The organism is Agrococcus jejuensis (genome assembly GCF_900099705.1).
GTDB lineage: Bacteria > Actinomycetota > Actinomycetes > Actinomycetales > Microbacteriaceae > Agrococcus > Agrococcus jejuensis.
On the sequence record NZ_LT629695.1, the window covers coordinates 536026 to 558009 of the forward strand.

The following is a 21984-nucleotide window of genomic DNA, read 5'->3' on the forward strand; positions in this document are numbered from 1 at the left end:
GACGCGCATCGCGTCCGGCCCTTCGTCGTGGCGGTCAGCCCTGCTGCAGGCGCGCGACGACCTCGTCGAGGCGCACCTCTGCGCGCTCGCCCGTCGCGCGATCCCACAGCTCGCCGAGGCCCTCGACGGCGCCCCGGCCCACGACGACGACGCGCGGCACGCCGATGAGCTCGGCGTCGCCGAACTTCACGCCCGGGCTCACCTTCGCGCGGTCGTCGAAGAGCACCTCGAGGCCGGTCGCCTCGATGTCGGCGACGAGCTGCTCGGCGATCGCGAAGACGGCCTCGTCGCGGCCCGTGGCGACGACGTGCACGTCGAACGGCGCGATCTCGCGCGGCCACACGATGCCCTTGTCGTCGTGGTGGCCCTCGACGATCGCCGCGAGGTTGCGCGTGACGCCGATGCCGTACGAGCCCATCGTGACGGTCTGCAGTCGGCCGGACTCGTCGAGCACCTGCAGGCCCAGCGCCTCCGCGTACTTGCGGCCCAGCTGGAAGACGTGGCCGATCTCCATGCCGCGCTCGATCGTCACGGGACCCGAGCCGTCGGGCGCGGGGTCGCCCTCGCGCACCGACGCGACCTCGACGGTGCCGTCGCCGACGAAGTCGCGGCCGGCGACGAGCCCGAAGACGTGCCTGCCGTCCTCGTTCGCACCCGTGAGCCACGTCGTGCCGTCGACGACCCGGGGGTCGAGCAGGTAGCGGATGCCGGTGGTCGACTGCTCGCCGAGCACGGCGCCCGCGGCCGACCAGGGGCCGATGTAGCCCTTCACGAGGCCGGGGTTCGCGGCGAAGTCCGCCTCGGTCGCCGACTCGACCTCCGCCGGCTGGAACGCCACCTCGGCGCGCTTCTCGTCGACCTCGCGGTCGCCGGGCAGGCCGACGACGACGAGCTCGCGCGAGCCGTCGAGGTGCGTGAGACGCAGCACGACGTTCTTCAGCGTGTCGGCGGCCGTCCACGGCGTCGCGCGCGGCTGGTGCTCGTTGGCGTGGGCGACGAGGGTGTCGATCGTGGGCGTCGCGGGCGTGTCGTGCACGACCGCCGCGGGGGCGTCGTCGAACCCGATGGCGTCGGGCACGAGCGTCGTGAACGCCTCGACGTTCGCGGCGTACCCGCTCGCCGAGCGCACGAACGCGTCCTCGCCGATCGCCGTCGGGTGCAGGAACTCCTCCGACCGCGAGCCGCCCATGGCACCGGCGTCGGCCGCGACGATGACGTAGTCGAGGCCGAGGCGCTGGAAGATGCGCTCGTACGCGTCGCGCTGCGCCTGGTAGCTGGCCGCGAGGCCCTCGTCGGTGATGTCGAACGAGTACGCGTCCTTCATCGTGAACTCGCGTGCACGCAGCAGGCCCGCGCGGGGCCGCGTCTCGTCGCGGTACTTGTCCTGGATCTGGTAGATCGTCAGCGGCAGCTGCTTGTACGACGACACGACGTCCTGCACGAGCAGCGTGAAGACCTCCTCGTGCGTCGGCGCGAGCAGGTGGTCGGCGCCCTTGCGGTCCTGCAGGCGGAAGATGCCGTCGCCGTACTCGGTCCAGCGCCCCGTGCGCTCGTACGGCTCGCGCGGCAGCAGGCCAGGGAAGAGCACCTCCTGGGCGCCCGCTGCCGTCATCTCCTGACGGACGATCTCCTCGATGCGGCGGCGCACCCGCAGACCGAGCGGCAGCCACGCGAAGAGGCCCGACCCCGCACGGCGGATGTAGCCGGCACGCAGCAGCAGCCGATGGCTGACGGCGTCGGCCTCGGCCGGATCGTCGCGGAGGGTCGTGAGGAAGAGCTGGGAGAGCCGGATCACCCCACGATCCTACGAGCCGCGACGAGCCGCGTCGGACGCGGCACGACCCGAGGCGTCACGTCACCAGGGCTGCTCGACGCCTCCGCTGCCTTCCTCGCCCTGCTGCTGGTTGTACTCGTCCTGCTGCTGCTGCTGCTCCTGCGCCTGCTGGTTCTGCTCCTCGAGCTGCTCCTGCTGCGTCTGGGGCTCCTGACCCTCCGCCGGATCCTCGGACTCCGACTCCTCGCCCTCCGACGGGTCCTCGGAGTCGCCGCCGCCGCCCGACTCGTCCTCGATCTTCTCCTCGATGCGCGGCACGGCCTGCTCGAGCTGCTCGCCCGTGTCTGCCTGGATGATCGTCGGCTCGGCGAAGCAGCCGTCGGGCGCCGCATCGATGATGCCGAGCGCCTCGGCGTAGAGCCCGTTGGCGGTCTGCACGTCGTCGGCCTCGCGCGCCTGGTCGCCCTGCTTCTCGACGACGTAGACGATCGACACGAGGATGATGCAGTACTCGTTCGAGCCCTCCTGGCCGTTGAGCGCCAGCGACTCCTCGAGCAGCGTGCGCGCCTCGACGAGCTGCTCGGGGCTCCCCTGCATGCCGAGCGCGACGCCCACGTCGTACGGCGCCTTCCACGGCTCGAGGAAGTTCCACCACTGCAGGCCGCGCGCCTGCATCTCGGCCTCCTGGTACGCGCGACGCTCGAACGCGTTCTGCGACGCGTCCGCGAAGGCGTTGACGCTCACGAGCTTCGCCGAGAGCACGAGCCCCGCGATCGTGATGGGCGCGAGCACGAGCATGAGGATGAGGCGCAGCCTGCGGCGCGCGTCGTCGGTCCAGCGGCGCCGCCTCGGCGGCGGCGGCACGTGCGGCGGCGCCGACTGCGCGGGCGCGGCATCCCTCGTGAGCGTGTCGGTCATCATCGCCTCCTCGCGCCGGAGCGCAGTCGCAGCGCCCCCGCGAACACCCACAGCTCCCACATGAGCAGCAGGAACAGCGGCACGGCGAGCACCCAGTACAGGTCGAGCCTCGCCTCCTCGGTCTGCGACAGGTCGACCTCGCCCTGCTGCGACGTCATGGCGTCGAGCGACGGCGCGAGGTCGACGTCGGCCGTGCGGTGCAGGTAGCTGACGCCCATCTGCGTCGCGATCTCCTGCAGCGCCGCCTCGTCGATGCGGCTGATGGCATCGCCGCCCGCCGGATCCTGCACGTAGACGGGCTCGGTCGGCTGCTCGAACGACGACTCCTGCATGCGGCCGCCCTGCTCGGTGCCGTAGCCGAGCACGAAGCCCGCGTCGACGAGCGGCGCGACCGTGTCGAACGACTGCGGCGGCGCCTCGGCCGTCTGCTCGCCGTCGCCCATGTAGAACACGAGCGTCGGCGCGCCCGGATGCGCCGCATCCGCCCGCTCGATCTCCTGCTGCAGCATGTCGCGCGCCGCCGAGATCGACGAGCCCTGCGAGAAGAAGCCGATCTCGGGCTTCAGCGCGTTGACGAGCTCGATGACGGCCGAGCCGTCGTCGGTGAGCGGCACGCGCAGCTGCGGCTGCGAGTCGAACGTGATGACCGAGATGTTCGAGCCGGCGAACGCGTAGGCGACGTCGCGCACGTCGTCGCGGATGCCCTGGATGCGCGCCTCGCCCTGACCCCAGTCCTCGGCCGCGATCGACTGCGACGTGTCGATGACGAGGAAGACGTTGACGTTGATCGAGCCCGTCGGCACCTCGCCGCCGGGCACGCCGGGACGCGCGACCATCGCGATGACGACGATCGCCATGAGCGTGCGGCGGATCCAGTGGATGCGTCGGCCGCGCTCGGCGATCAGGCGCCACACGCACAGGCCCACGAGCGCGAGGCCCACGATGCCGAGCACCGCGATGGGGATGTCGGGCAGGAACGTCACAGTCGCACCCTCCACGCCACGACGCACACGCCGATGACCAGCATCATGAGGATCGGCAGCAGCGGCCCCGGCCTGTCGACGATCTGCACCTCGGGTGGCGTCTCGATGTAGCCGGCCTCGATGGCGTTGACGCGTTCGACGATGCTCGAGACCGTGTCGGCGAAGTCGAGCGCGAAGTACGCGCCGCCCGTCGTCTCGGCCACGTTCTGCAGCTGCGCCGACACGGGATCCCCACCCCAGTCGAACGGGTTGATCGCGTACACGCGCACGTCGTTGTCGATGGCCAGCTGGCCCGCCTGCTCGAGCGAGAAGATCTGCTGGCCGTTCACCATGTTGTCGGTCGCGAGGATGATCGAGCGCGGCCGGTCGGTGTCGTCGGTGTCGGCGAAGTCGAGCGCGCACGACGCGAGGCCGTCGCCCACGAGCGACGCGCCGTTGCCGTTCGACGTGCCCGCCGCGTAGCTGAACTGCTCGTCGGGGCCAAGGTTGCCCTGGAACGCCCGCTGGTATCGCCCGAGCTGCTCGACGATGTAGTCGTAGTCGCTCGTGAGCGGGAACGCCATGACGCTCGACGCGTCGAAGATGCGCATGCCGATGCGCTCGCCGTCGAGGCCCTGCGCGATCTGCTGGAAGACGCCGAGGATCTCGGCGTCGACGTCGACCATCGAGCCCGACACGTCGAGGCACAGCAGGATGTCGCGCTTGAAGTCGTCGTTCTGGTTCGCGTTCACCGCGGCCGGACGCGCGGCGATGAACGCCGTGCCGACGCCGCCGACGATGAGCACGACGAGACCGAGCGCCGTCCACGCGCGGTACCTGGCGAACGCCGCCCTGTAGCGCGGCAGCGCCGTGAGGCGGTCCATGTGCGCCACGGGCTTGCCGCGCTCGGCGCGACGCCTGCGCACGACGGCGAGGACGCCGACCACGCCGCCCACGATGAGCAGCGCCGGCAGCATCCACCACCACAGCAGCAGCCCTACATCCACGTCGACACGACCTTCCTGGCGATGTCGATCGCGCCCTCGGGGTCGTGCTTCGCCGTGCGGCGGAACGACGACGGGTAGTACTCGGCGACGGCGCCGTGCACCGTCGGCAGGTCGGCGTCGGCGAGGTCCTCGAGGGTCATGACCTCGGCGACGACGCCCGTCGACTCGTGCGCGAAGAAGCGCAGCACGAGGCTCAGGCGCTGCGACAGCCTGCGCGCATCCAGCTCGCCCGCCTCGTGCTCCTGGGCGACCTCGTCGATCATGCCGAGGTACTTCTGCTTCAACGAGCGCACGTCGACCTTGCGCGGCGGCGGAGGCGGCGGCACGAGGATGCCGCGCGGCCGCGTGCACAGCCACACGACGTAGTACGCGCCGGCGAGCGCGACGACGAGCAGCACGCCGGGCACCCACCACGGCTGGTACTGGAACGGCCCGTACAGGTCGGGAGCGTCAACGGCGAACACGACGATGCCTCTCGAGCAGCCGGAACAGCGCCGGGATGACCTCGTCGGACGACGGGATGCGCTCGGCCGCGACGCCCAGCGACAGCAGCTCCTGCTGCAGCGTGCGGCGACGCTGCGCGATGCCCTCGTCGAACGCGCGCATGAGGCGCTTGTCGCGTCGCACGTAGTCGGGCAGCGGCGCGTCGCCCGCGACGCCGAAGATCTCGGGCGCCTTCGCGTCGCGCGCCATGAGGTCGGCGTCGCCGATCGAGATCCACAGCACCTCGTGCCGCACGTGCAGGCGGCCGAGCACCTGGTCGAGCTCGCGCGTGTACGCGAGGTCGTCGGCCACGATCACGACGAGCGAGCGGCGCCGCACGCTCTTCGCCACCTGCTCGAGCACGTGCTGCAGGTCGCTGTCGGGCGCATCGAGCGAGATCTGGTCGTCGAGCATGCGCAGCATGCGCTCGAGGTGCGCCTCCGAGCCGCCCTCGGGCGTGAAGCCCGTGTGCTCGGCGTTGCCCGCGTACATCGCGACGCGGTCGCCGTGCTTGATCGCGAGGTACGAGAGGATGCCGATCGTCTGGATCGCGACGTCCTCCTTCGACTCGCCGCTCTCGGCCGTCGCCGCCATGTTGCGGCCCGTGTCGACCACGACGATGACGTTGTGCTGCCGCGAGGCGATGTATCGCTTCACGAGCGGCGTCGTCGAGCGCGCCGTCGCCTTCCAGTCGATGTCCTTCACCTCGTCGCCCGGCGCGTACTCGCGCAGGTCGTCGAAGTCGTGGCTGCGGCCGTGGTGGATCGACTGGTAGTTGCCGTCGAGCAGCTCGAAGGTCCGACGATGGGCGTGGATCGCCATCTTCGTCTTGACCTTCTGGAGCCTGCGCTGCATGACGACCCCTACGGCGTGCGCACGGCGTCGAAGATCGCGTCGACGACCTGCTCGCTCGTCACGCCATCCGCCTCCGCCTCGTAGCCGAGGATGATGCGGTGGCGCAGGATCGAGTGGCGCAGCGTCTTGACGTCCTCGGGGATGACGTAGTCGCGGCCGCGCACGAGCGCGAGCGCCCGCGTCGCCTGCGTGAACGCGATCGAGCCTCGCGGGCTCGCGCCGTACTCGATGTAGCCGGCGAGCTGCGCGCCGATGTAGTCCTTCGCGTGGCGCGTGACGTACATGAGCTGCACGACGTAGTTCACGATCGCCTGGTCGACGTAGACGCGCTTCGTGAGCTCCTGCAGGTACTGCACGTCGGCGACCGACGCGACGGGCGTCGTGTCGGACTCGAAGACGCCGGACTCGATGCGGCGCACGATCTCGGCCTCCTCCGTCGGCGACGGGTAGGTGAGGATCTCCTTGAGCAGGAAGCGGTCGAGCTGCGCCTCGGGCAGCGTGTACGTGCCCTCCTGCTCGATGGGGTTCTGCGTCGCGAGCACGAGGAACGGCTTCGGCAGCGGGTGCGACTCGCCGCCGATCGACGTCTGGCGCTCCTGCATCGCCTCGAGCATCGCCGACTGCGTCTTGGCGCTCGAGCGGTTGATCTCGTCGAGCAGCACGAAGTTCGCGTGCACCGGGCCCAGCTGCGTGCGGAACGTGCCGTCGTGCTGGTCGTAGATCTGCGTGCCGACGATGTCGGACGGCAGCAGGTCGGGGGTGCACTGGATGCGGTGGAACGTCGCGTCGACCGCGCGCGCGAGCGTCGCCGCCGCCGTCGTCTTCGCGAGGCCCGGGACCGACTCCATGAGCACGTGGCCGTTGGCGAGCACCGCGACGAGGAGCGACTGCAGCAGGTCGGCCTGGCCGACGACCTTCGACGCGAACGACTGCTGCACGGCCCGGATCACCTGCCCGCCGCGTGCGAGCTCGTCCTTCGTGATGGGCGCGCGGCCCGGCACTGCGTTCACGGATGGTCCTCCAGAGGTCGGCGAGGTGCGCCATCGACGGTAGTCGCATCGCGCAGCGCCCCGCTGGGTGCATCCTGCACGGGGCCTGACGTCGACGTGGCGGTCGGCTGGGGCGCGCGGTCGCGGCCCGGGCGCGTCGCGGCGATCGCCGCGACGCAGCCTGCGACGACGAACGCCGCCATCGCGAGCGAGAGGCCCGCGTAGCCCGCGAGGCCCAGGATCGGGCCAGCGATCGCGCCCGCCGCGGCGCCCGTGAGGCCCTGCACGAGGTCGGAGCGGCCCTGGATGCGCGGGCGAGCGCGATCGGGCGCCGACTCGCTCACGAGCGTCGAGCCCGCGACGGTCGCCGCGCTCCAGCCGAGGCCGAGGAGGGCGAGCGACAGCGGCGCGAGGTCGGCGGGCAGCGCGACGTTCACGACGATCGAGCCGACGAGCAGCGCCTGCCCCACGAGGATCGTCTGCACCCTGCCCATCCGGTCGGCGAGGACGCCGAAGACCGGCGACAGCGCGTACATGCCCGCCGTGTGGGCGCTCATCGTGATGGCGATGCCCGTGAGCGAGTGGCCGGCGTGCTCGAGGTGCACGGGCGTGAGCGCCATGATGCCGACCATCGTCGCGTGCGCGCTCGCCACGACGACGATCGCGAGCAGGGCGCGGGGGTGGTCGAGGAGCCGGGTCTTCGTCGCTGCGGCGGTGCTCGTTCCGGGCTCGTCGCCGCGCATCGCCTGCGCCGTGAGCAGCGGATCCGGGCGCAGCCCGATCGCGAGCGCCGCAGCCGTCAGCGCCTGCATCGCGCCGACGATCACGTACGCGCCCACGAGGTGCGGCAGGCCCAGCGCGACGCCGATCGCGTCGCCCGGCGGGATGAGCTGCGGACCGGCGACGACGCCGATCGTCGTCATCCACACGACGAGCGACAGGTCGCGGCCGCGCCGCGAGCGCACCGACAGGTCGGTCGCCGCGAAGCGCGACTGCAGGTTCACGGCCATGGAGGCGCCGAGCAGCAGGAAGCCGGCGAGCGCGATGGGCCACGCGTCGAGCGTGCCGCCGACGACGATCGTCGACGTGCCGGCGAGGCCGATGAGCGCGCCCGTCGTGAGCGCCGCCCTGCGCCCCCTGCGCGTCGCGAGGCGGGCGAGCGGCACGGCCAGGATCGCGCCGCCGAGCGTCAGCAGCGTGGCCGCGAGGCCCGCGAACGCCGCATCCCCCGTCACCTGCTCCACGAGCAGGCTGCCGACGCCCACCGCGACGCCGTTGCCGACACCGCCGAGCGCCTGCCCGATCGACAGCACCACGAGGGTGCGGCGCTGCGCGGGATGCTGGATGAGGCGGGGCTTGGGCACTGGCTGCGTCACGAGCCCGACGTGACGACGGTCGGCTCGCCGGCCGGCAGGTCGGGGTTCTCGGCGGCGATGCGTCGCGCCTCCTCGATGAGCGTCGCGACGATCTCGGCCTCCGGCACGGTCTTGATGACCTCGCCCTTCACGAAGATCTGCCCCTTGCCGTTGCCGCTCGCGACGCCCAGGTCGGCCTCGCGCGCCTCCCCCGGACCGTTCACGACGCACCCCATCACAGCGACGCGCAGCGGCACCGTGACGTCCTTGAGGCCCTCGGTGACCTCGTCGGCGAGCGTGTACACGTCGACCTGCGCGCGGCCGCACGACGGGCACGACACGATCTCGAGGCGGCGCTCGCGCAGGCCGAGGGACTGCAGGATCTGCAGGCCGACCTTGACCTCCTCGGCCGGCGGGGCCGACAGCGAGACGCGGATGGTGTCGCCGATGCCCTCGCTGAGCAGGATGCCGAACGCCGTCGCCGACTTGATCGTGCCCTGGAACGCCGGGCCCGCCTCCGTCACGCCCAGGTGCAGCGGCCAGTCGCCCGCCTGCGCGAGCAGCCGGTACGCCTGCACCATCGTGACGGGGTCGTTGTGCTTCACCGAGATCTTGAAGTCGTGGAAGTCGTGCTCCTCGAAGAGGCTCGCCTCCCACACCGCCGACTCGACGAGCGCCTCGGGCGTCGCCTTGCCGTGCTTCTGCAGCAGGCTCGGCTCGAGGCTGCCGGCGTTGACGCCGATGCGCAGGCTCACGCCCGCCGCCTTCGCCCGCCTGGCGATCTCGCCGACCTGGTCGTCGAACTTGCGGATGTTGCCCGGGTTCACGCGCACGGCGGCGCATCCCGCGTCGATCGCCGCGAAGACGTACTTCGGCTGGAAGTGGATGTCGGCGATCACCGGGATCTGCGACTTCCTCGCGATGATGTGCAGCACGTCGGCGTCGTCCTGCGTCGGCACCGCGACGCGCACGATGTCGCAGCCCGTCGCCGTGAGCTCGGCGATCTGCTGCAGCGTGCCGTTGATGTCGGTCGTCTTCGTCGTCGTCATCGACTGCACCGACACGGGCGCGTCGCTGCCCACCGCCACGCTGCCCACGCGGATCTGCCGGGTGCGCCGCCTGGGCGCGAGCGTGCGCACCTCCGGCGTGCCGAGGTTGATGGCGGCCATGGTCACCACCCTACGGCGGCCGTCCTCCCGCTTCGCCGTCCTTGACTGGTCACAGTTGCACCCCGACTGGTCGCAGTTGCACCTGACTGGTCGCACTTTCGATTCGACTGGTCGCAATTGCACCGCACTGGTCGCTGTTTCGGTGCAATTGCGACCAGTCACGCGCTGGAGCGGCAGGCGCGTCCCTCACAGGTCCGCTGCGTCCACAGGCCGCGCGACCGCGGCCCGACATCGCGGCGGAGGCGAGCATCCTCCGCCCATGAGCCATCTCCTCCCGCCGAGCCCCGACCACCGCGCATTCAGCGTCGCCGACGCGCTCGCCGACGGCGCGACGCGTCGCGAGCTCGCCGGCCACGGCTACCTCGCGCCCGCCTACGGCACGCGCATCCAGCGTTCGGACGATGGCACCATCACGCGAGCGCAGTTCCTGGATGCGCTCAGATCGGTCGCGCGCGACGACCAGTTCCTCTCGCACGCCACCGCGGCGCTCGTGCACGGCATGCCCATCCCGCTCGCGTTCCAGACCGGCCCCGTGCATCTCGCGTCGCCCACGCTCGGGCATCGCATGCGACGCCCGGGCGTCGTCGGACATCGCCTCAAGGCCGAGATCGTGGAGGTCGACGGGATCCGCGTCGAGCATCCGCACGACGCGTTCATCCATCTCGCGACGCTGCTGCCGCTGCATCCGCTCGTGGCCGTCGCAGACTGGCTCCTGCAAGAGCGCAACGGCGTGCCGACAACGAAGCAGGCGCTCGTCGAGCGCCTCGATCACTTCCGCGGTGCTCGTGGGCTGTCGCTGCTCCGTCGAGCGATCACGCTCGCACGGCACGGCGTCGAGTCGCCGCGAGAGAACGAGTTGCGACTGCTCGTGACAGCCGCCGGCCATGCCGAGCCCGTCTGCAACATCGACGTCGTCGACGTCGATGGCCGGTTCCTCGCGCGCGTCGACATGGCGTGGCCGGAGCTGCGGATCGCCCTCGAGTACGACGGCGAGCAGCATCGGCTCGACGACCGGCAGTACGCACGGGACATCGAGCGATCCGCGATTCTCGAGCAGCACGGATGGATCGTCATCCGCGTGACGAAGCAGCACATGGCGTCGCCGGCGACACGGGTCCTCCCGCGCGTCGCGGAGGCCTTCGCCCGCCGACGTCTCCAGGGCTGACTGGTCACAGTTGCACCGAAACTGCGACCAGTGCGGTGCAATTGCGACCAGTCGAATCGGAACTGTGACCAGTCCGGTGCAACTGCGACCAGTCCCGAGCGGGACGAGTCAGGGGAGGATCGAGATGGGGTTGATGATGTCGGCATAGATGAGCAGGGCGCTCATCAGGCCGAGCACCACCGTGACCGCGAGGGTCACGGGCACCCAGCGGGCCGTGTCGATCGGGCCGGGATCCGGCTTGCCGCGCAGGCGGGCGAAGCCGCGGCGGATCGCCTCGAGCACCGCGCCGAGCACGTGCCCGCCGTCGAGCGGCATGAGCGGCACGAGGTTGAAGACGAACAGCGCGACGTTGAGCGACGCGAGGATGCCGAGCATCGACGACGCGCGCTCGGCGATCGGCACCTGGTCGAGCGACGCGATCTCGCCCGCGATGCGACCGACGCCCACGACGGAGATCGGCCCCTCGGGGTCGCGCTCGCCGCCGCCGAACGCCGCCTGCGCCACCTCGACGAGGCGCACGGGCAGCGTCGCGATGACCTGCGCCACGCGCACGACGTTGTCGCCGACCGCGACGGGCACCTCGGCGATCGACTGCTGCACGATCTCGTACTGCGGCCCGATGCCGATGAACCCGACGGTCTCGACCTGCGGCTCGCCGTCGACCTCGACGATCTGACCGTCGGCATCCGTCACGTACCGCTCGGTCGCGAGCGGCGTCACCTGCAGGTCGACCTCGGCGCCGTCGCGCTCGACCGTGAACGTGAGCTCCTGACCGGCGTCGTCGCGGATGCCCGCCTGCACGTCGGCCCACGACGCGATGGGCGCGCCGTCGATCGCGACGATGACGTCGCCTGGCTCGATGCCGGCAGCGGCGGCCGGCGCCGCGGGGTCGGACGCCTCGCACGTCGTGCGGTCCTGGCTCGCCGGGATGACGCACTCCGACAGCGACGAGATCGTCGTGCCCGGCTGCGCGACGCCGAAGCCGCACAGCACGATCGCGTAGAGCACCGCCGCGAGCAGCAGGTTCATGAACGGCCCGCCGAGCATGATGACGATGCGCTTCCACACCGGCAGGCGGTAGAACGTGCGGTCCTCCCCCACGCCCTCCGCCGACTCCGCGGACACCTCGCGCGCATCCTGCACGAGCGTGTCGAAGAAGCCGGTGGATGCCGTGCGGGCCGCCTCGCCCTCGCGGCGCGGCGGGAACATGCCCGCCATCGAGATGTAGCCGCCGAGCGGGATGGCCTTGAGGCCGTACTCCGTCTCGCCCTTCCTGCGCGAGAAGAGCGTCGGCCCGAAGCCGATCATGTACTGGCCCACGCGCACGCCGAAGCGCTTCGCCGGCACGAGATGGCCGACCTCGTGGAGCGCGATCGAGGCCGCGAGGCCGACCACGAGGATGACGACGCCGAGGACGTAGAGCAGGACCGAATCCATCGCCTGCCGATGCTACGCGGCGATGCTGTGGGTCGCGCCACGCGTCGGGCATGGCTCGCCCATGGGCTGCGCGCCTAGCCTTGCCGGGTGCCCGCATCCACCCGCTCCCGACGTGCGCCCGCGCGTCGGCGGTCGAGCGGTGCTCGGAAGCCGAGGTCGGCGGCGGCTCGCGCGCGCCTCGCAGCGCAGGATCGGCGCCGCGTCGGCATCGCGACCGGCCTCGTCGCGGCAGCGACGGTCGCGATCGTCGTGCTCGCGTGGGTGCTCCAGCCGCGCATCGAGCCGTGGGAGCAGACCGCGACCGTCACGGGCGACGTGCCCTCGGGCGTCGCCGGCTGGGATCGCGAGCAGCTGACGAACGCCGCGATCATCCTGCAGGCGGGCGCCGACCTCGGACTCTCGGACCGCGACCGCACCATCGCGGTCATGACGGCGATGGGCGAGTCGAGCCTCATCGTCGTCGACTTCGGCGACGACGCCGGCCCCGACTCCCGCGGCCTGTTCCAGCAGCGCACCGGATGGGGCCCGTACGAGGTGCGGATGGATGCGTACGGCTCGGCCGTGCTCTTCTACCAGGCGCTCGACGACGTGGCCGCGCGCGACGGCATGGCGCCGACGATCGTCGCGCACACGGTGCAGGTGAACCAGGATCCGTACCACTACGAGTCGTACTGGGACGACGCCGTCGCGGTCGTCGCTGCGCTGGATGCGGCGCAGATCGCCGTGGAGGTCGCGCCCGCCTGAGGCGCTGTGGCCGGTCCTCGACTGGTCACAGTTGCACCGAAACGGCGACCACTCTGGTGCAACTGCGACCAGTCGGAGCGAAACTCTGACCAGTCAGGTGCAACTGCGACCAGTCCAAGTGCAACTGTGACCAGTCGGCGCGGACAGCGGGTCAGGAGGACGCGGCGGAGGCAGCGATCTGGGCGTCGGCGGCGGAGCGAGCCCACGACTCGGCGGCGGCGATCGCAGCGAGGGTCGCGGGGACGGCGTCGTGCGCGTCGAGCACGCGCTCGACGACGGCGAGGACGTCGAGGAAGCCGATGCGACCGTCGAGGAAGGCGTGCACCGCCTGCTCGTTCGCCGCGTTCAGCACCGCGGGCGCCGTGCCGCCGCGCGCGGCCGCGGCGCGCGAGAGGCGGATGCCCGCGAGCGGGCCGTCGTCGTCGACGGGCTCGAAGGTCCAGGTGGATGCGCGCGTCCAGTCCAGCGGAGCGACCGCATCCGGCACCCGCGCGCCCCCGTCGAGGGCGAGCGCGATCGCGAGCGCCATGTCGGGCGGCGAGCACTGCGCGATCGTCGAGCCGTCGACGAACTCGACCATCGAGTGCACGATCGACTGCCGGTGCACCGTCACGGCGACGTCGTCGAGCGGCACGCCGAAGAGCGCGTGCGCCTCGATGACCTCGTGCCCCTTGTTCATGAGCGTCGCCGAGTTCGTCGAGATGACGCGCCCCATCGACCACGTCGGATGCGCGAGCGCATCCGCGGGCGTCACCGAGGCGAGCCGCGCGCGATCCCACCCGTGGAACGGCCCGCCGCTCGCCGTGAGCACCAGCCGCCGCACCTCGTCGGCGCGGCCTGCGGCGAGGCACTGCGCGATCGCCGAGTGCTCCGAGTCGACCGGCACGATCTGCCCCGGCGCCGCCGCAGCCATCACGAGCTCGCCGCCGACGACGAGCGACTCCTTGTTCGCGAGCGCGAGCGTCGCCCCGGTGCCGAGCGCCGCGAGCGTCGGCGCGAGCCCCGCCGACCCCGTGATGCCGTTCACGACGACGTCGCACTCGACGTCCTCGATCAGCCGCACGGCATCCGCGGCGCCGAGCGCCGTCGCCGAGGCGGGCACGCCCAGCGCCTCCGCCTGCGCCGCGAGCCCGCCGGCATCCGAACCCGCCGCGAGCCCGACGACCGAGAACCGGCCGGGATGCGCGCGCACGAGCTCGATGGTCTGCGTGCCGATCGACCCCGTCGATCCGAGCAGCAGGATGCGTCTCACGCGTGCGCGCCGGCGTCGCCGCCCGGCTCCCCCGCCACGAGCACGCCGTCGTGCCAGATCGTCGGCGCGTGGTCGACGGGGAACGCGACCGACGACGCGATGAAGCAGTCCTTCGACGCCTGCAGGTGCGCCTCGAGCGCGACCGCGGCCATGTCGGCGTCGCGCACCGTCACGCGCGGCCGCAGCACGACGCGCTCGAACGCGCCGCCCGTGCCCTGCGTCACCATGAACCCCTCGGCGACGTCGTCGTACGCCGTCACGACGACGCCGCGCGTCACCGCCTGGTGCAGGTACGACAGCATGTGGCACTGCGCCAGCGCCGCCACGAGCAGCTGCTCGGGATTGTGGCGCGTGCGGTCGCCGCGGAACGTCGGATCGGCCGAGCCGAGGATGTCGGGCAGCCCGTCGACGCGGATGACGTGGTCGCGAGCGTACGAGCGATAGCCCTCGGTGCCGACGTCGCCGGCACCCGTCCACTCCACCCCGACGCGGTACTCATGGCGCATGCCACCCAGGCTAGCCAGGCACGCGGGTCGCCCGCCGGGCCGCGCGTAGGATCGAGAGCATGACCGACGTGCTCGCACCCCAGTCCCGCTCCGTCACGACCCCCATCCCGGGTCCGCGCAGCCAGGAGCTGCTCGCGCGCAAGGCGAAGGTGGTGCCGCAGGGCGTGCCGAGCCAGCTGCCCGTCTTCATCGCCTCGGCGCACGACGCGATCATCACCGACGTCGACGGCAACCGCTTCATCGACCTCGGCTGCGGCATCGGCGTCACGACCGTCGGCCACACGAACGACGCCGTCGTCGCCGCCGTGCAGGAGCAGGTCGCGCGCCTCACGCACTCGCTGTTCGGCACGACCCCGTACGAGTCGTACGTGCGCGTCGCCGAGCTGCTCGCCGAGCTCACGCCCGGCGACTTCGAGAAGCGCTCGTTCTTCGTGAACTCGGGCTCGGAGGCCGTCGAGAACGGCGTGAAGATCGCCCGCCGGTACACGCGTCGCCGCGCCGTCGCGGTGCTCGAGCACGGCTACCACGGCCGCACGAACCTCACGATGACGATGAACTTCAAGCCGGCGCCGTACGCGACCGGCATGGGGCCGCTCGCCTCCGACATCTTCCACGCGCCCGGCTCGTACCCGCTGCGCGACGGCCTCGACGGCGCCGCCGCCGCGAAGCGCACCATCTGGTACCTCGAGAAGCACGTGGGCGTCGAGGACCTCGCGTGCCTCGTCGTCGAGCCCATCCAGGGCGAGGGCGGCTTCATCGTGCCCGCCGACGGCTACCTCCCCGCCATGCAGGAGTGGTGCACCGCGAACGGCGTCGTCATGATCGCCGACGAGGTGCAGTCGGGCGTCTGCCGCACCGGCAAGACGTTCGCGGCCGAGCACTTCGGCTGGGTGCCCGACCTCGTGCTGTCGGCCAAGGGCATCGCGGGCGGCATGCCCCTCGCGGGCGTCACGGGCCGCGCCGACATCATGGATGCGGTGCACACGGGCGGCATCGGCGGCACGTTCGGCGGCAACCCCGTCTCGTGCGCCGCAGCCGTCGCCGTGCTCGAGCAGGTGCAGTCGTCGGACCTCAACGGCAAGGCGCAGCGCATCGAGGCCGTGCTGCGGCCGCTGCTCGAGGCGCTCGCCGCGAAGCACGACGTCATCGCCGAGGTGCGCGGCCACGGCGCCATGCTCGCGATCGAGCTCGTCGACCCTGCCACGGGCGACCCCGTGCCGTCGGCGCCGATCTCGAAGGCGGCCGGCGAGCAGGGCGTGCTCGTGCTCACGGCGGGCACCGACTACAACGTGCTGCGCTTCCTGCCGAGCCTCGCGATCACCGACGCCCAGCTCGAGGACGCGATCGCCGTCATCGACGAGGCGTTCTCCGCGCTCTGATGCGGGTCGCCGTCGTCGGGCTCGGTGCCTGGGGCTCGATGACGGCGTGGCGCCTCGCCAGGGCGGGCGCCGACGTCGTCGGCTTCGAGGCCGGCGTGATCGGACATGACCACGGGTCGTCGCACGGCGCCACGCGGCTGTACCGGCGCCTGTGCGTCGAGCACGCCGGGCTCGTGCCGCTCGCCGAGCGGTCGGCCGAGCTGTGGCGCACGCTCGAGCAGGAGGCGGGAGAGCCGTTGCTCACCGTCACGGGCGGCGTCTCGATCGGTCCCGCCGACTCGGCGCTCGTGCACGACTCGCTCGCGGTCGCCGCGGCGACGGGCGTCGCGCACGAGGTGCTGGATGCGGAGGCGATCCGCGCGCGCTGGCCCATGCTGCGCATCGCCGACGATGCCGTCGGCATCGTCGACCCCGCGGCGGGCATCCTCGCGGCCGAGCCCTCGGTGCTCGCCGCCGCCGCGGCCGCCAGGCGTGCGGGCGCGACGCTGCACGATCGCACGCGCGTCGACGTGACGGATGCCGCCGACGGCATCGTGCGCGTCGACGGCCGCGAGGAGCGGTTCGACCAGGTGATCGTGGCCGCAGGCGCCTGGACGGGCGAGCTCGTGCCCGGACTCGGCGTCACGCCGACGCGCACGCTCGTGACGTGGTTCGCGCCGCGCCCCGGCGAGGAGGCGCAGCACTCGGCCGAGACGCTCGGCGTCGTCGTCGTCGCCGTCGAGGATGCGTGGATGTGGGGCCACGGCGCGCTGCCGGGCGGCCTCGTGAAGCTCGGCCCCGCCGACGACCCCGCATTCGTGCCCATCGGCCCCGACGCCCTCCCCGGCAGCAGCGACCCGCGCGACGGTGCGCTCGTGTCGCGCCTGGCCGCCGCGGCGCTGCCGGGCCTCGATCCGACGCCGACGGGCATGCGCCCCTGCATGTACGGCCGCACGAGCGACCACCAGTTCGTCATCGGTCGCATCGGCGAGCGGCTGACGGTCGCCGGCGGCTGCAACGGCCACGGCTTCAAGCACGCGGCGGCGATCGGCGAGCACCTCGCCGAGGTCGCGCTGGGCACCGAGCCCACCGTGCCGCTGCCGTTCGCCGACCCCGTGCGCTTCGCCGCTGCCGCCGCCTAGGCGAGCCGGCTCGCGACGCCGCCGACGAGCATCCAGCGCCGCTCGCCGCGCAGCACGGGCGACAGCGGCGCACCCCGCAGCACCTGCCGCGCGACACGGTCGTCGACGCCGAGCACGAGGACGGGCCGGTCGACCCGCAGCCGATCGAGCGCGCCCCATGCGGCCTCCCATTCGCCCACGGTGCCGATCGTGACGTCGCCCGGCGCCGCCGGCTTGCCCGTGGCGCCGAGGCCCCGCGGCACGTCGTCGAGCGTCGCCGCGACGATCGCGAGCGGCCCCCGCGGCATCGCGACGCGCTGCGGCGTGCGCGGCACGGCCATCGCATCCGCGATCCCCAGCTGCACGCGCTCCCCCGCCACCCACGCGGCGCCTGGCGGCATCGTGGCGTCGTAGCGATCCATCGCCCCACCGGCCAGCGCGTGCTCCTGCCGCGACGCGAGCCGCAGGAGCACGCGCGTGTCGGCGAGCGGCGCGAGCTGCCCCATCGCCGCCGTCGCCCGCCTCGCGGTGAGCGCGACGGCGTGGCCGACGCCCGCCCCCTCGCGCATGCGGCGCGCGAGCAGCGCCGCGACCTCGTGCGCGTGCTCGTCGTCGAGCCGGGCGAGCAGCGCGTCGACGTCGTCGATCGCGAGCACGCCGGGCGCGATCGGCTCGTGCACGGCATCCCACAGCGACTCCTCGTCGCGCACGACGTCGGCGCCGGCGGTCGCGAGCAGGTCGACGAGCGCGCTCTTGCCGCTCGCGGCGGCGCCGAGCGCGAGCAGCGGCCCGTCGACGGCCGGCCGCCAGACGAGCGGGTCGACGCGCTGGCTCGACGGTCGATCGACGAGGCCGAGCACGATGCCGCCGGGCTCCCGCGCCACGGGCAGCGCGTCGATCGGGATGCGGGCGGGCAGCGGATCGCACCACGGCCTGCGCGGTGCCGCATGCACCTGCGAGTCCGCGACGAGGCGCGCGAGCAGCGCAGGCTCGGCGAGCGCCGACTGCGCGTGCACCGTCGCGTGCCCCGCGATGCGCACGACGCAACGGCCGCGCTCGTCGAGCCGCAGCCGCGCGGCGTCGGGCACGCCCGTGACGGCGATGGCGTCGGCGTCGTCGGGGACGCGCAGCGAGATGCGCACGCCGCAGTTCGCGAGCACCGCGTCGCGCACGGCCTCGGCGGGCCGCTGCGTGCAGAGGATGAGGTGCATGCCGAGGCTGCGCCCGCGGGAGGCGACGTCGGCGAAGAGCCGCAGCAGGTCGGGCTGCTCGTGCAGCATCGCCGCGAACTCGTCGACGACGATCACGAGCCTGCCGAGGCCCGTCGCCTGCTCGATCGACCGCACGCCCTGCGCGTGCAGCACCCGTTCGCGGTGGCGGATCTCGGCGCGCAGGCTCTCGATCGCGCGCGTGGCGCCGTGCTCGTCGAGGTCGGTGACGACGCCCACGCAGTGCCGCAGCTCGCGCAGCGCCTCGAACGACGCCCCGCCCTTGAAGTCGACGAGCAGCACCGCGAGGTCGGCGGGGTCGTGGCGGCGCGCGAGGGCGGCGATCCACGCGACGAGCAGCTCGCTCTTGCCCGAGCCGGTCGTGCCGCCGACGACGGCGTGCGGGCCGTCGACCGCGAGGTCGATCGCGAGCGGCTGCGGTGCCGCGAGGAACGTCGCGGGCAGCACGCCGGGCGCGTCCTGCGCGAGGTCGGCGAGTGGCACGAGCGCGGGCAGCACCGCGGCGCCGCCGATGCCCGCATGCGTCGCTGCCTCGGCGAGACGCGCCGCCGCCGCGACCGCCTCGAGCGTCGAGACGAGCGCGGGCACGCACGACCGCTCCCCCACGCGCACGCCGTCGAGCCGTGCCTCGACCACGACGCGGCAGTCGCGGGGCAGCCTCTCGGCCGTCGGCCCGCTCGCGATCGTGACCTCGAGGTCGTCGCCGAGGATGCGCACGAGCACGCCGTCGTCGACGACCTGCCGGTCGACGCGATGCGGCACGGCGTCGATCCACGCCCACGTCGCGTCGGCCTCGACGACGACGGCGACGTCGCGCGGCGAGAGCTGCGCGAGCACCTGCAGCACGAGGCTGCGCGCGTGCGCGTCGCCGACGCCAGGTGCCGCGACGACGCCGATGCCCAGCCGGGCGTCGACGACGAGCGGCGCCTCGACCTCGGCGGCATGCGCACGCAGCGCATCCGCGCGCCGCTGCACGTCGTCGGCCTGGCGATGCGGGTACCCGTCGAGGGCCGACGACGACGCGACGGCCCCGACGCCGAGCGTCACGGGCACGGGCTGCCCTGCCGCGTGCCGCCAGCGGTGCGGATGGTTCGCAGGCGCCTCGGCGCACGCGCGCGCGTCGGGATGCGCGTCGGCGATCGCGAGCGCCTCGTCGGCGTGCGCGGCGCGGATGCGGTCGTCGAGCGCGTCGCAGTCGCGTGCGAAGCGCGCGGCCTCGCGCCGCCTGGCGCGGCGTCGCTGCATGCGCCCGTCGCCGAGGCTCGCGATCGCGATGACGGGGCCGAGCAGCGCGAAGAGCAGCATGCTCGAGAGCTGCGTCACGAGCCACAGCGCGCCGGCGCCGACGACGGGCGCGAGGCTCGCGAGCACGGGGAACGACGCGGCGGGCGGCTCGGCGGGCGGCGTGGGCAGCTGGAGGCGATCGGGCACGCAGGCATCGTGTCCCGCACCACCGCGCCGAGCGGCGGCCCATCCGAGCCCTGTGGACGACGAGCGCCTGTGGAGCCTCAGCGCCCCCGCAACGACCGCAGCGACAGCCGGGCCCGCAGCCGTTCGAGCCACGAGCGGTCGCGGTCGAGCCCGGCGACGAGCTCGCCGCCCGCCTCCCACGCCGCATCGGCCGCGGCGTCGTCGGGATCGACGCGACCGAACAGGGCGCGATCGATCGCCGTCGCGAACGCCACCTCGCGGTCGCCGCGCGCCGTCTCGAGGCGCGTCGCCCCCGGCCGTCGCGTGCGGCCGCGATCGACGGTCGCGTCGACGAACTCCTTCCACGCCCCCTCGACGCGGTCGGCGCGCGACGACGCGCGCCTGCGTCGGCGGCGCCGCAGCAGCTTGGCGCCGAGGATGACGAGCACGGGCGAGGCGATCAGCAGCATGCCGCCGAGCGTCGCCGCGACGATGCCGAGCACGGTGCGCAGCACGCCGTCCTCGGCTGCCTGCGCCGGCGGCTGCACGGGGTCGGCGGGCTGCTCGCCGCGGTCGACGCCTCCTTCGGGCAGCACGGGCGCGGCCGGCGGCTGCGGCTGCGTCGACGGCTGCGGCGCCGTCGACTCCTCCTCGGGGATCGGGCGCGACTCGGGCGTCACGCCGATCGCGACCCAGCCTGCCTCCTGCGTCGACACCTCGACCCACGCGTCGAGGTCGCCCGCGACGACCGTCGTCGGCTCGCCGTCGACGATCGACTGCGGCACGTAGCCGACGACGATGCGCGCCGGGAAGCCCAGCTGCTCCGCGAGCAGCGCGGCCGCGACCGCGTACTGCTCGCCGTCGCCCACCATGACGCCGTCGAACAGCTCGGCGATGCGTGCGACCGAGTGGCCGGCGCGGGAGGCGGGATCCCCCTCGACGCCGTGGCTCAGGTACCCGTCGGCCGCGAGCCCCGCGACGAGCGCCGCGAGCCGCTCGCCGGGCGTCGTCGCGTCCTCGGTCCAGCCCGAGAGCCACGCGACGGCGTCGGCGGGCGGCACGACGTCGAGGCGCGGCGAGCCCGCGGGGCTCAGCGTCGCGAGGTCGTCGACGACCGGCGATCGCGAGAACGACACCTCGTACGCGTCGCCCGAGTCGATGCCCGCCGTCGCGAGCAGGTCGCCCGTGTCGGCGTCGGCGTGCAGCGATGCCTGCAGCACCGCGGCGCGCGAGCCGACGAATCCGACCGACTCGGGCGTGCCGACGTGCGGCAGCCACGGCCCCTCGAGCGCCTGCACCGCGACGCCCAGCACGTCGTCGCCCGTGGGCGGCACGGCGGGCATGCGCACGAACGCGGCGTCGCCGACGCCCGCGACGACGCCGTCGTACGCGTCGAGCACCGCGAGGGCGAGGCGGTCGCCCTGCTGCATGCCCGTGGCCACGAGCACCGTCTCGTCGCGGCGATCGGGGTCGTGGGATGCGCGGAACGCCGAGAGCGGGCTGTCGAGGTCGCTCGTGTCGAGCACGACGGGGTCGGTGCGCAGCACGACGCGATCGCCCACCATGGCGGCGCCGCCCACGATGCCGCAGCCGATCGCCGCCGCGGCGACCGTGAGCGACGCGATCGAGCGGCGCCACAGCGTCGAGAGCGTGCGCGGCGCGGCGCGGCGACGGCGCGCCTGGCGCACGATCGACACGAGCACGACGACGAGCGACATCACGAGCACGGCGTGCAGCACGGGCGACCACGGGTCGGCGGGTCCGAAGAGGATGGTCCAGGCCGCGATCGCGACGGGCACGAGCCCCGCGAGCTCCGCGCGGTGCGCACGCAGCACGATCGACGACGAGATGGCCGAGCCGACGAGCACGAGCAGCAGCGGCGCCACGAGCACGCCACCGCCGACCCCGACGGGTGGCGCGATCGTGAGGATGTCGCGCCACGACTGCCAGATGGCGGGCACGACGATGCCGTACGCGTCGAACGTCGGCAGGATGCCCGCGAGCGCCTCGGGCGCCGCGAGCGGCGGCGCGACGACGACGAACGCGGCGATGCCGACGAGGATGAGCCACAGCGCGGGCCAGCGCCGCCACCAGCCGAGCAGGCCGATGCCGGTGCCGACGAGCAGCGCCGTGGCGACGACGGGCACGATGCGCGTCGAGCCGAACAGCGCGCCCATCGGCAGGCACGCGGCGAGGATCGCGAGCACGCTCGTCGTGAGCGCCGCGAGCCGCCACTGCGTCATCCGCGCA

General features: G+C 73.1%; 18 protein-coding genes. 4 read left to right on the forward strand and 14 right to left on the reverse strand.

Annotation, left to right across the window (positions count from 1 at the left end; all coding sequences use genetic code 11):
- Nucleotides 1–34: 34 nt before the first annotated feature.
- From BLQ67_RS02495 to ispG, 9 genes are read right to left on the reverse strand one after another with little or no spacing between them, the layout of a single operon-like run.
- Nucleotides 35–1795: a proline--tRNA ligase gene (locus BLQ67_RS02495; RefSeq protein WP_092502141.1), complete on the reverse strand. Its 1761-nt coding sequence runs from the start codon at nucleotides 1793–1795 to the stop codon at nucleotides 35–37.
- Between the two features lie 60 nt (nucleotides 1796–1855).
- A complete protein-coding gene (locus tag BLQ67_RS02500) occupies nucleotides 1856–2692 on the reverse strand; it encodes a hypothetical protein (RefSeq protein ID WP_092502143.1) in 837 nt (278 codons plus the stop codon).
- Nucleotides 2692–3675 carry a vWA domain-containing protein gene (locus BLQ67_RS02505; protein WP_092502145.1) on the reverse strand — a complete coding sequence of 328 codons (984 nt, stop codon included), beginning with the start codon at nucleotides 3673–3675 and terminating at the stop codon, nucleotides 2692–2694. The genes BLQ67_RS02500 and BLQ67_RS02505 overlap by 1 nt, the downstream gene beginning before the upstream one ends.
- A complete protein-coding gene (locus BLQ67_RS02510; RefSeq protein ID WP_157674629.1) occupies nucleotides 3672–4661 on the reverse strand; it encodes a vWA domain-containing protein in 990 nt (329 codons plus the stop codon). Before BLQ67_RS02510 ends, BLQ67_RS02505 begins: the two co-directional genes overlap by 4 nt.
- Nucleotides 4652–5125, reverse strand: coding sequence for a hypothetical protein (locus tag BLQ67_RS02515; protein WP_092502149.1), 474 nt, complete (start codon nucleotides 5123–5125; stop codon nucleotides 4652–4654). Before BLQ67_RS02515 ends, BLQ67_RS02510 begins: the two co-directional genes overlap by 10 nt.
- Nucleotides 5112–5999 (reverse strand): DUF58 domain-containing protein, encoded by an 888-nt coding sequence (locus BLQ67_RS02520; RefSeq protein ID WP_092502151.1) that lies wholly within the window; start codon nucleotides 5997–5999, stop codon nucleotides 5112–5114. Before BLQ67_RS02520 ends, BLQ67_RS02515 begins: the two co-directional genes overlap by 14 nt.
- An 8-nt stretch (nucleotides 6000–6007) precedes the next feature.
- Nucleotides 6008–7009: an AAA family ATPase gene (locus BLQ67_RS02525; protein ID WP_092502153.1), complete on the reverse strand. Its 1002-nt coding sequence runs from the start codon at nucleotides 7007–7009 to the stop codon at nucleotides 6008–6010.
- Nucleotides 7006–8364: an MFS transporter gene (locus BLQ67_RS02530; RefSeq protein WP_092502155.1), complete on the reverse strand. Its 1359-nt coding sequence runs from the start codon at nucleotides 8362–8364 to the stop codon at nucleotides 7006–7008. Before BLQ67_RS02530 ends, BLQ67_RS02525 begins: the two co-directional genes overlap by 4 nt.
- Entirely contained in the window at nucleotides 8361–9512 is a 1152-nt protein-coding gene (gene ispG, locus BLQ67_RS02535; protein ID WP_092502157.1) for a flavodoxin-dependent (E)-4-hydroxy-3-methylbut-2-enyl-diphosphate synthase, read from the reverse strand. Before ispG ends, BLQ67_RS02530 begins: the two co-directional genes overlap by 4 nt.
- A gap of 259 nt (nucleotides 9513–9771) precedes the next feature.
- On the opposite strand from ispG, the gene BLQ67_RS02540 reads away from it, so the two are divergent.
- Complete coding sequence (locus BLQ67_RS02540; protein ID WP_092502159.1) at nucleotides 9772–10677, forward strand: endonuclease domain-containing protein; 906 nt, start codon at nucleotides 9772–9774, stop codon at nucleotides 10675–10677.
- A 108-nt stretch (nucleotides 10678–10785) separates the two neighbouring features.
- On the opposite strand, the gene BLQ67_RS02545 is transcribed toward BLQ67_RS02540, so the two are convergent.
- The gene (locus BLQ67_RS02545; protein ID WP_092502161.1) at nucleotides 10786–12114 is read right to left on the reverse strand and encodes a M50 family metallopeptidase; all 1329 of its coding nucleotides are present in this window, start codon (nucleotides 12112–12114) and stop codon (nucleotides 10786–10788) included.
- 87 nt (nucleotides 12115–12201) lie between these two features.
- Between BLQ67_RS02545 and BLQ67_RS02550 the strand changes: the two genes are divergently transcribed.
- Nucleotides 12202–12858 (forward strand): hypothetical protein, encoded by a 657-nt coding sequence (locus BLQ67_RS02550; protein WP_092502163.1) that lies wholly within the window; start codon nucleotides 12202–12204, stop codon nucleotides 12856–12858.
- Between the two features lie 151 nt (nucleotides 12859–13009).
- Here BLQ67_RS02550 and BLQ67_RS02555 read toward each other — a convergent pair whose 3' ends face one another.
- Both BLQ67_RS02555 and BLQ67_RS02560 read right to left on the reverse strand, forming a co-directional pair.
- The gene (locus BLQ67_RS02555) at nucleotides 13010–14110 is read right to left on the reverse strand and encodes a 1-deoxy-D-xylulose-5-phosphate reductoisomerase (RefSeq protein ID WP_092502165.1); all 1101 of its coding nucleotides are present in this window, start codon (nucleotides 14108–14110) and stop codon (nucleotides 13010–13012) included.
- Entirely contained in the window at nucleotides 14107–14616 is a 510-nt protein-coding gene (locus BLQ67_RS02560) for an OsmC family protein (RefSeq protein ID WP_092502167.1), read from the reverse strand. Before BLQ67_RS02560 ends, BLQ67_RS02555 begins: the two co-directional genes overlap by 4 nt.
- A 59-nt stretch (nucleotides 14617–14675) precedes the next feature.
- On the opposite strand from BLQ67_RS02560, the gene BLQ67_RS02565 reads away from it, so the two are divergent.
- Nucleotides 14676–15995 (forward strand): aminotransferase class III-fold pyridoxal phosphate-dependent enzyme, encoded by a 1320-nt coding sequence (locus BLQ67_RS02565; protein WP_092502168.1) that lies wholly within the window; start codon nucleotides 14676–14678, stop codon nucleotides 15993–15995.
- On the forward strand, nucleotides 15995–17116 hold the full coding sequence (gene solA / locus BLQ67_RS02570) for an N-methyl-L-tryptophan oxidase (RefSeq protein WP_092502170.1): 1122 nt from the start codon (nucleotides 15995–15997) through the stop codon (nucleotides 17114–17116). Before BLQ67_RS02565 ends, solA begins: the two co-directional genes overlap by 1 nt.
- On the opposite strand, the gene BLQ67_RS02575 is transcribed toward solA, so the two are convergent.
- Together BLQ67_RS02575 and BLQ67_RS02580 are read right to left on the reverse strand one after the other, a co-directional pair.
- Nucleotides 17113–19755, reverse strand: coding sequence for an FtsK/SpoIIIE domain-containing protein (locus BLQ67_RS02575; protein WP_092502172.1), 2643 nt, complete (start codon nucleotides 19753–19755; stop codon nucleotides 17113–17115). The two genes, solA and BLQ67_RS02575, sit on opposite strands and share 4 nt — an antisense overlap.
- A 77-nt stretch (nucleotides 19756–19832) precedes the next feature.
- Nucleotides 19833–21977 carry a transglutaminase-like domain-containing protein gene (locus BLQ67_RS02580; protein ID WP_092502174.1) on the reverse strand — a complete coding sequence of 715 codons (2145 nt, stop codon included), beginning with the start codon at nucleotides 21975–21977 and terminating at the stop codon, nucleotides 19833–19835.
- Nucleotides 21978–21984: the final 7 nt, after the last annotated feature.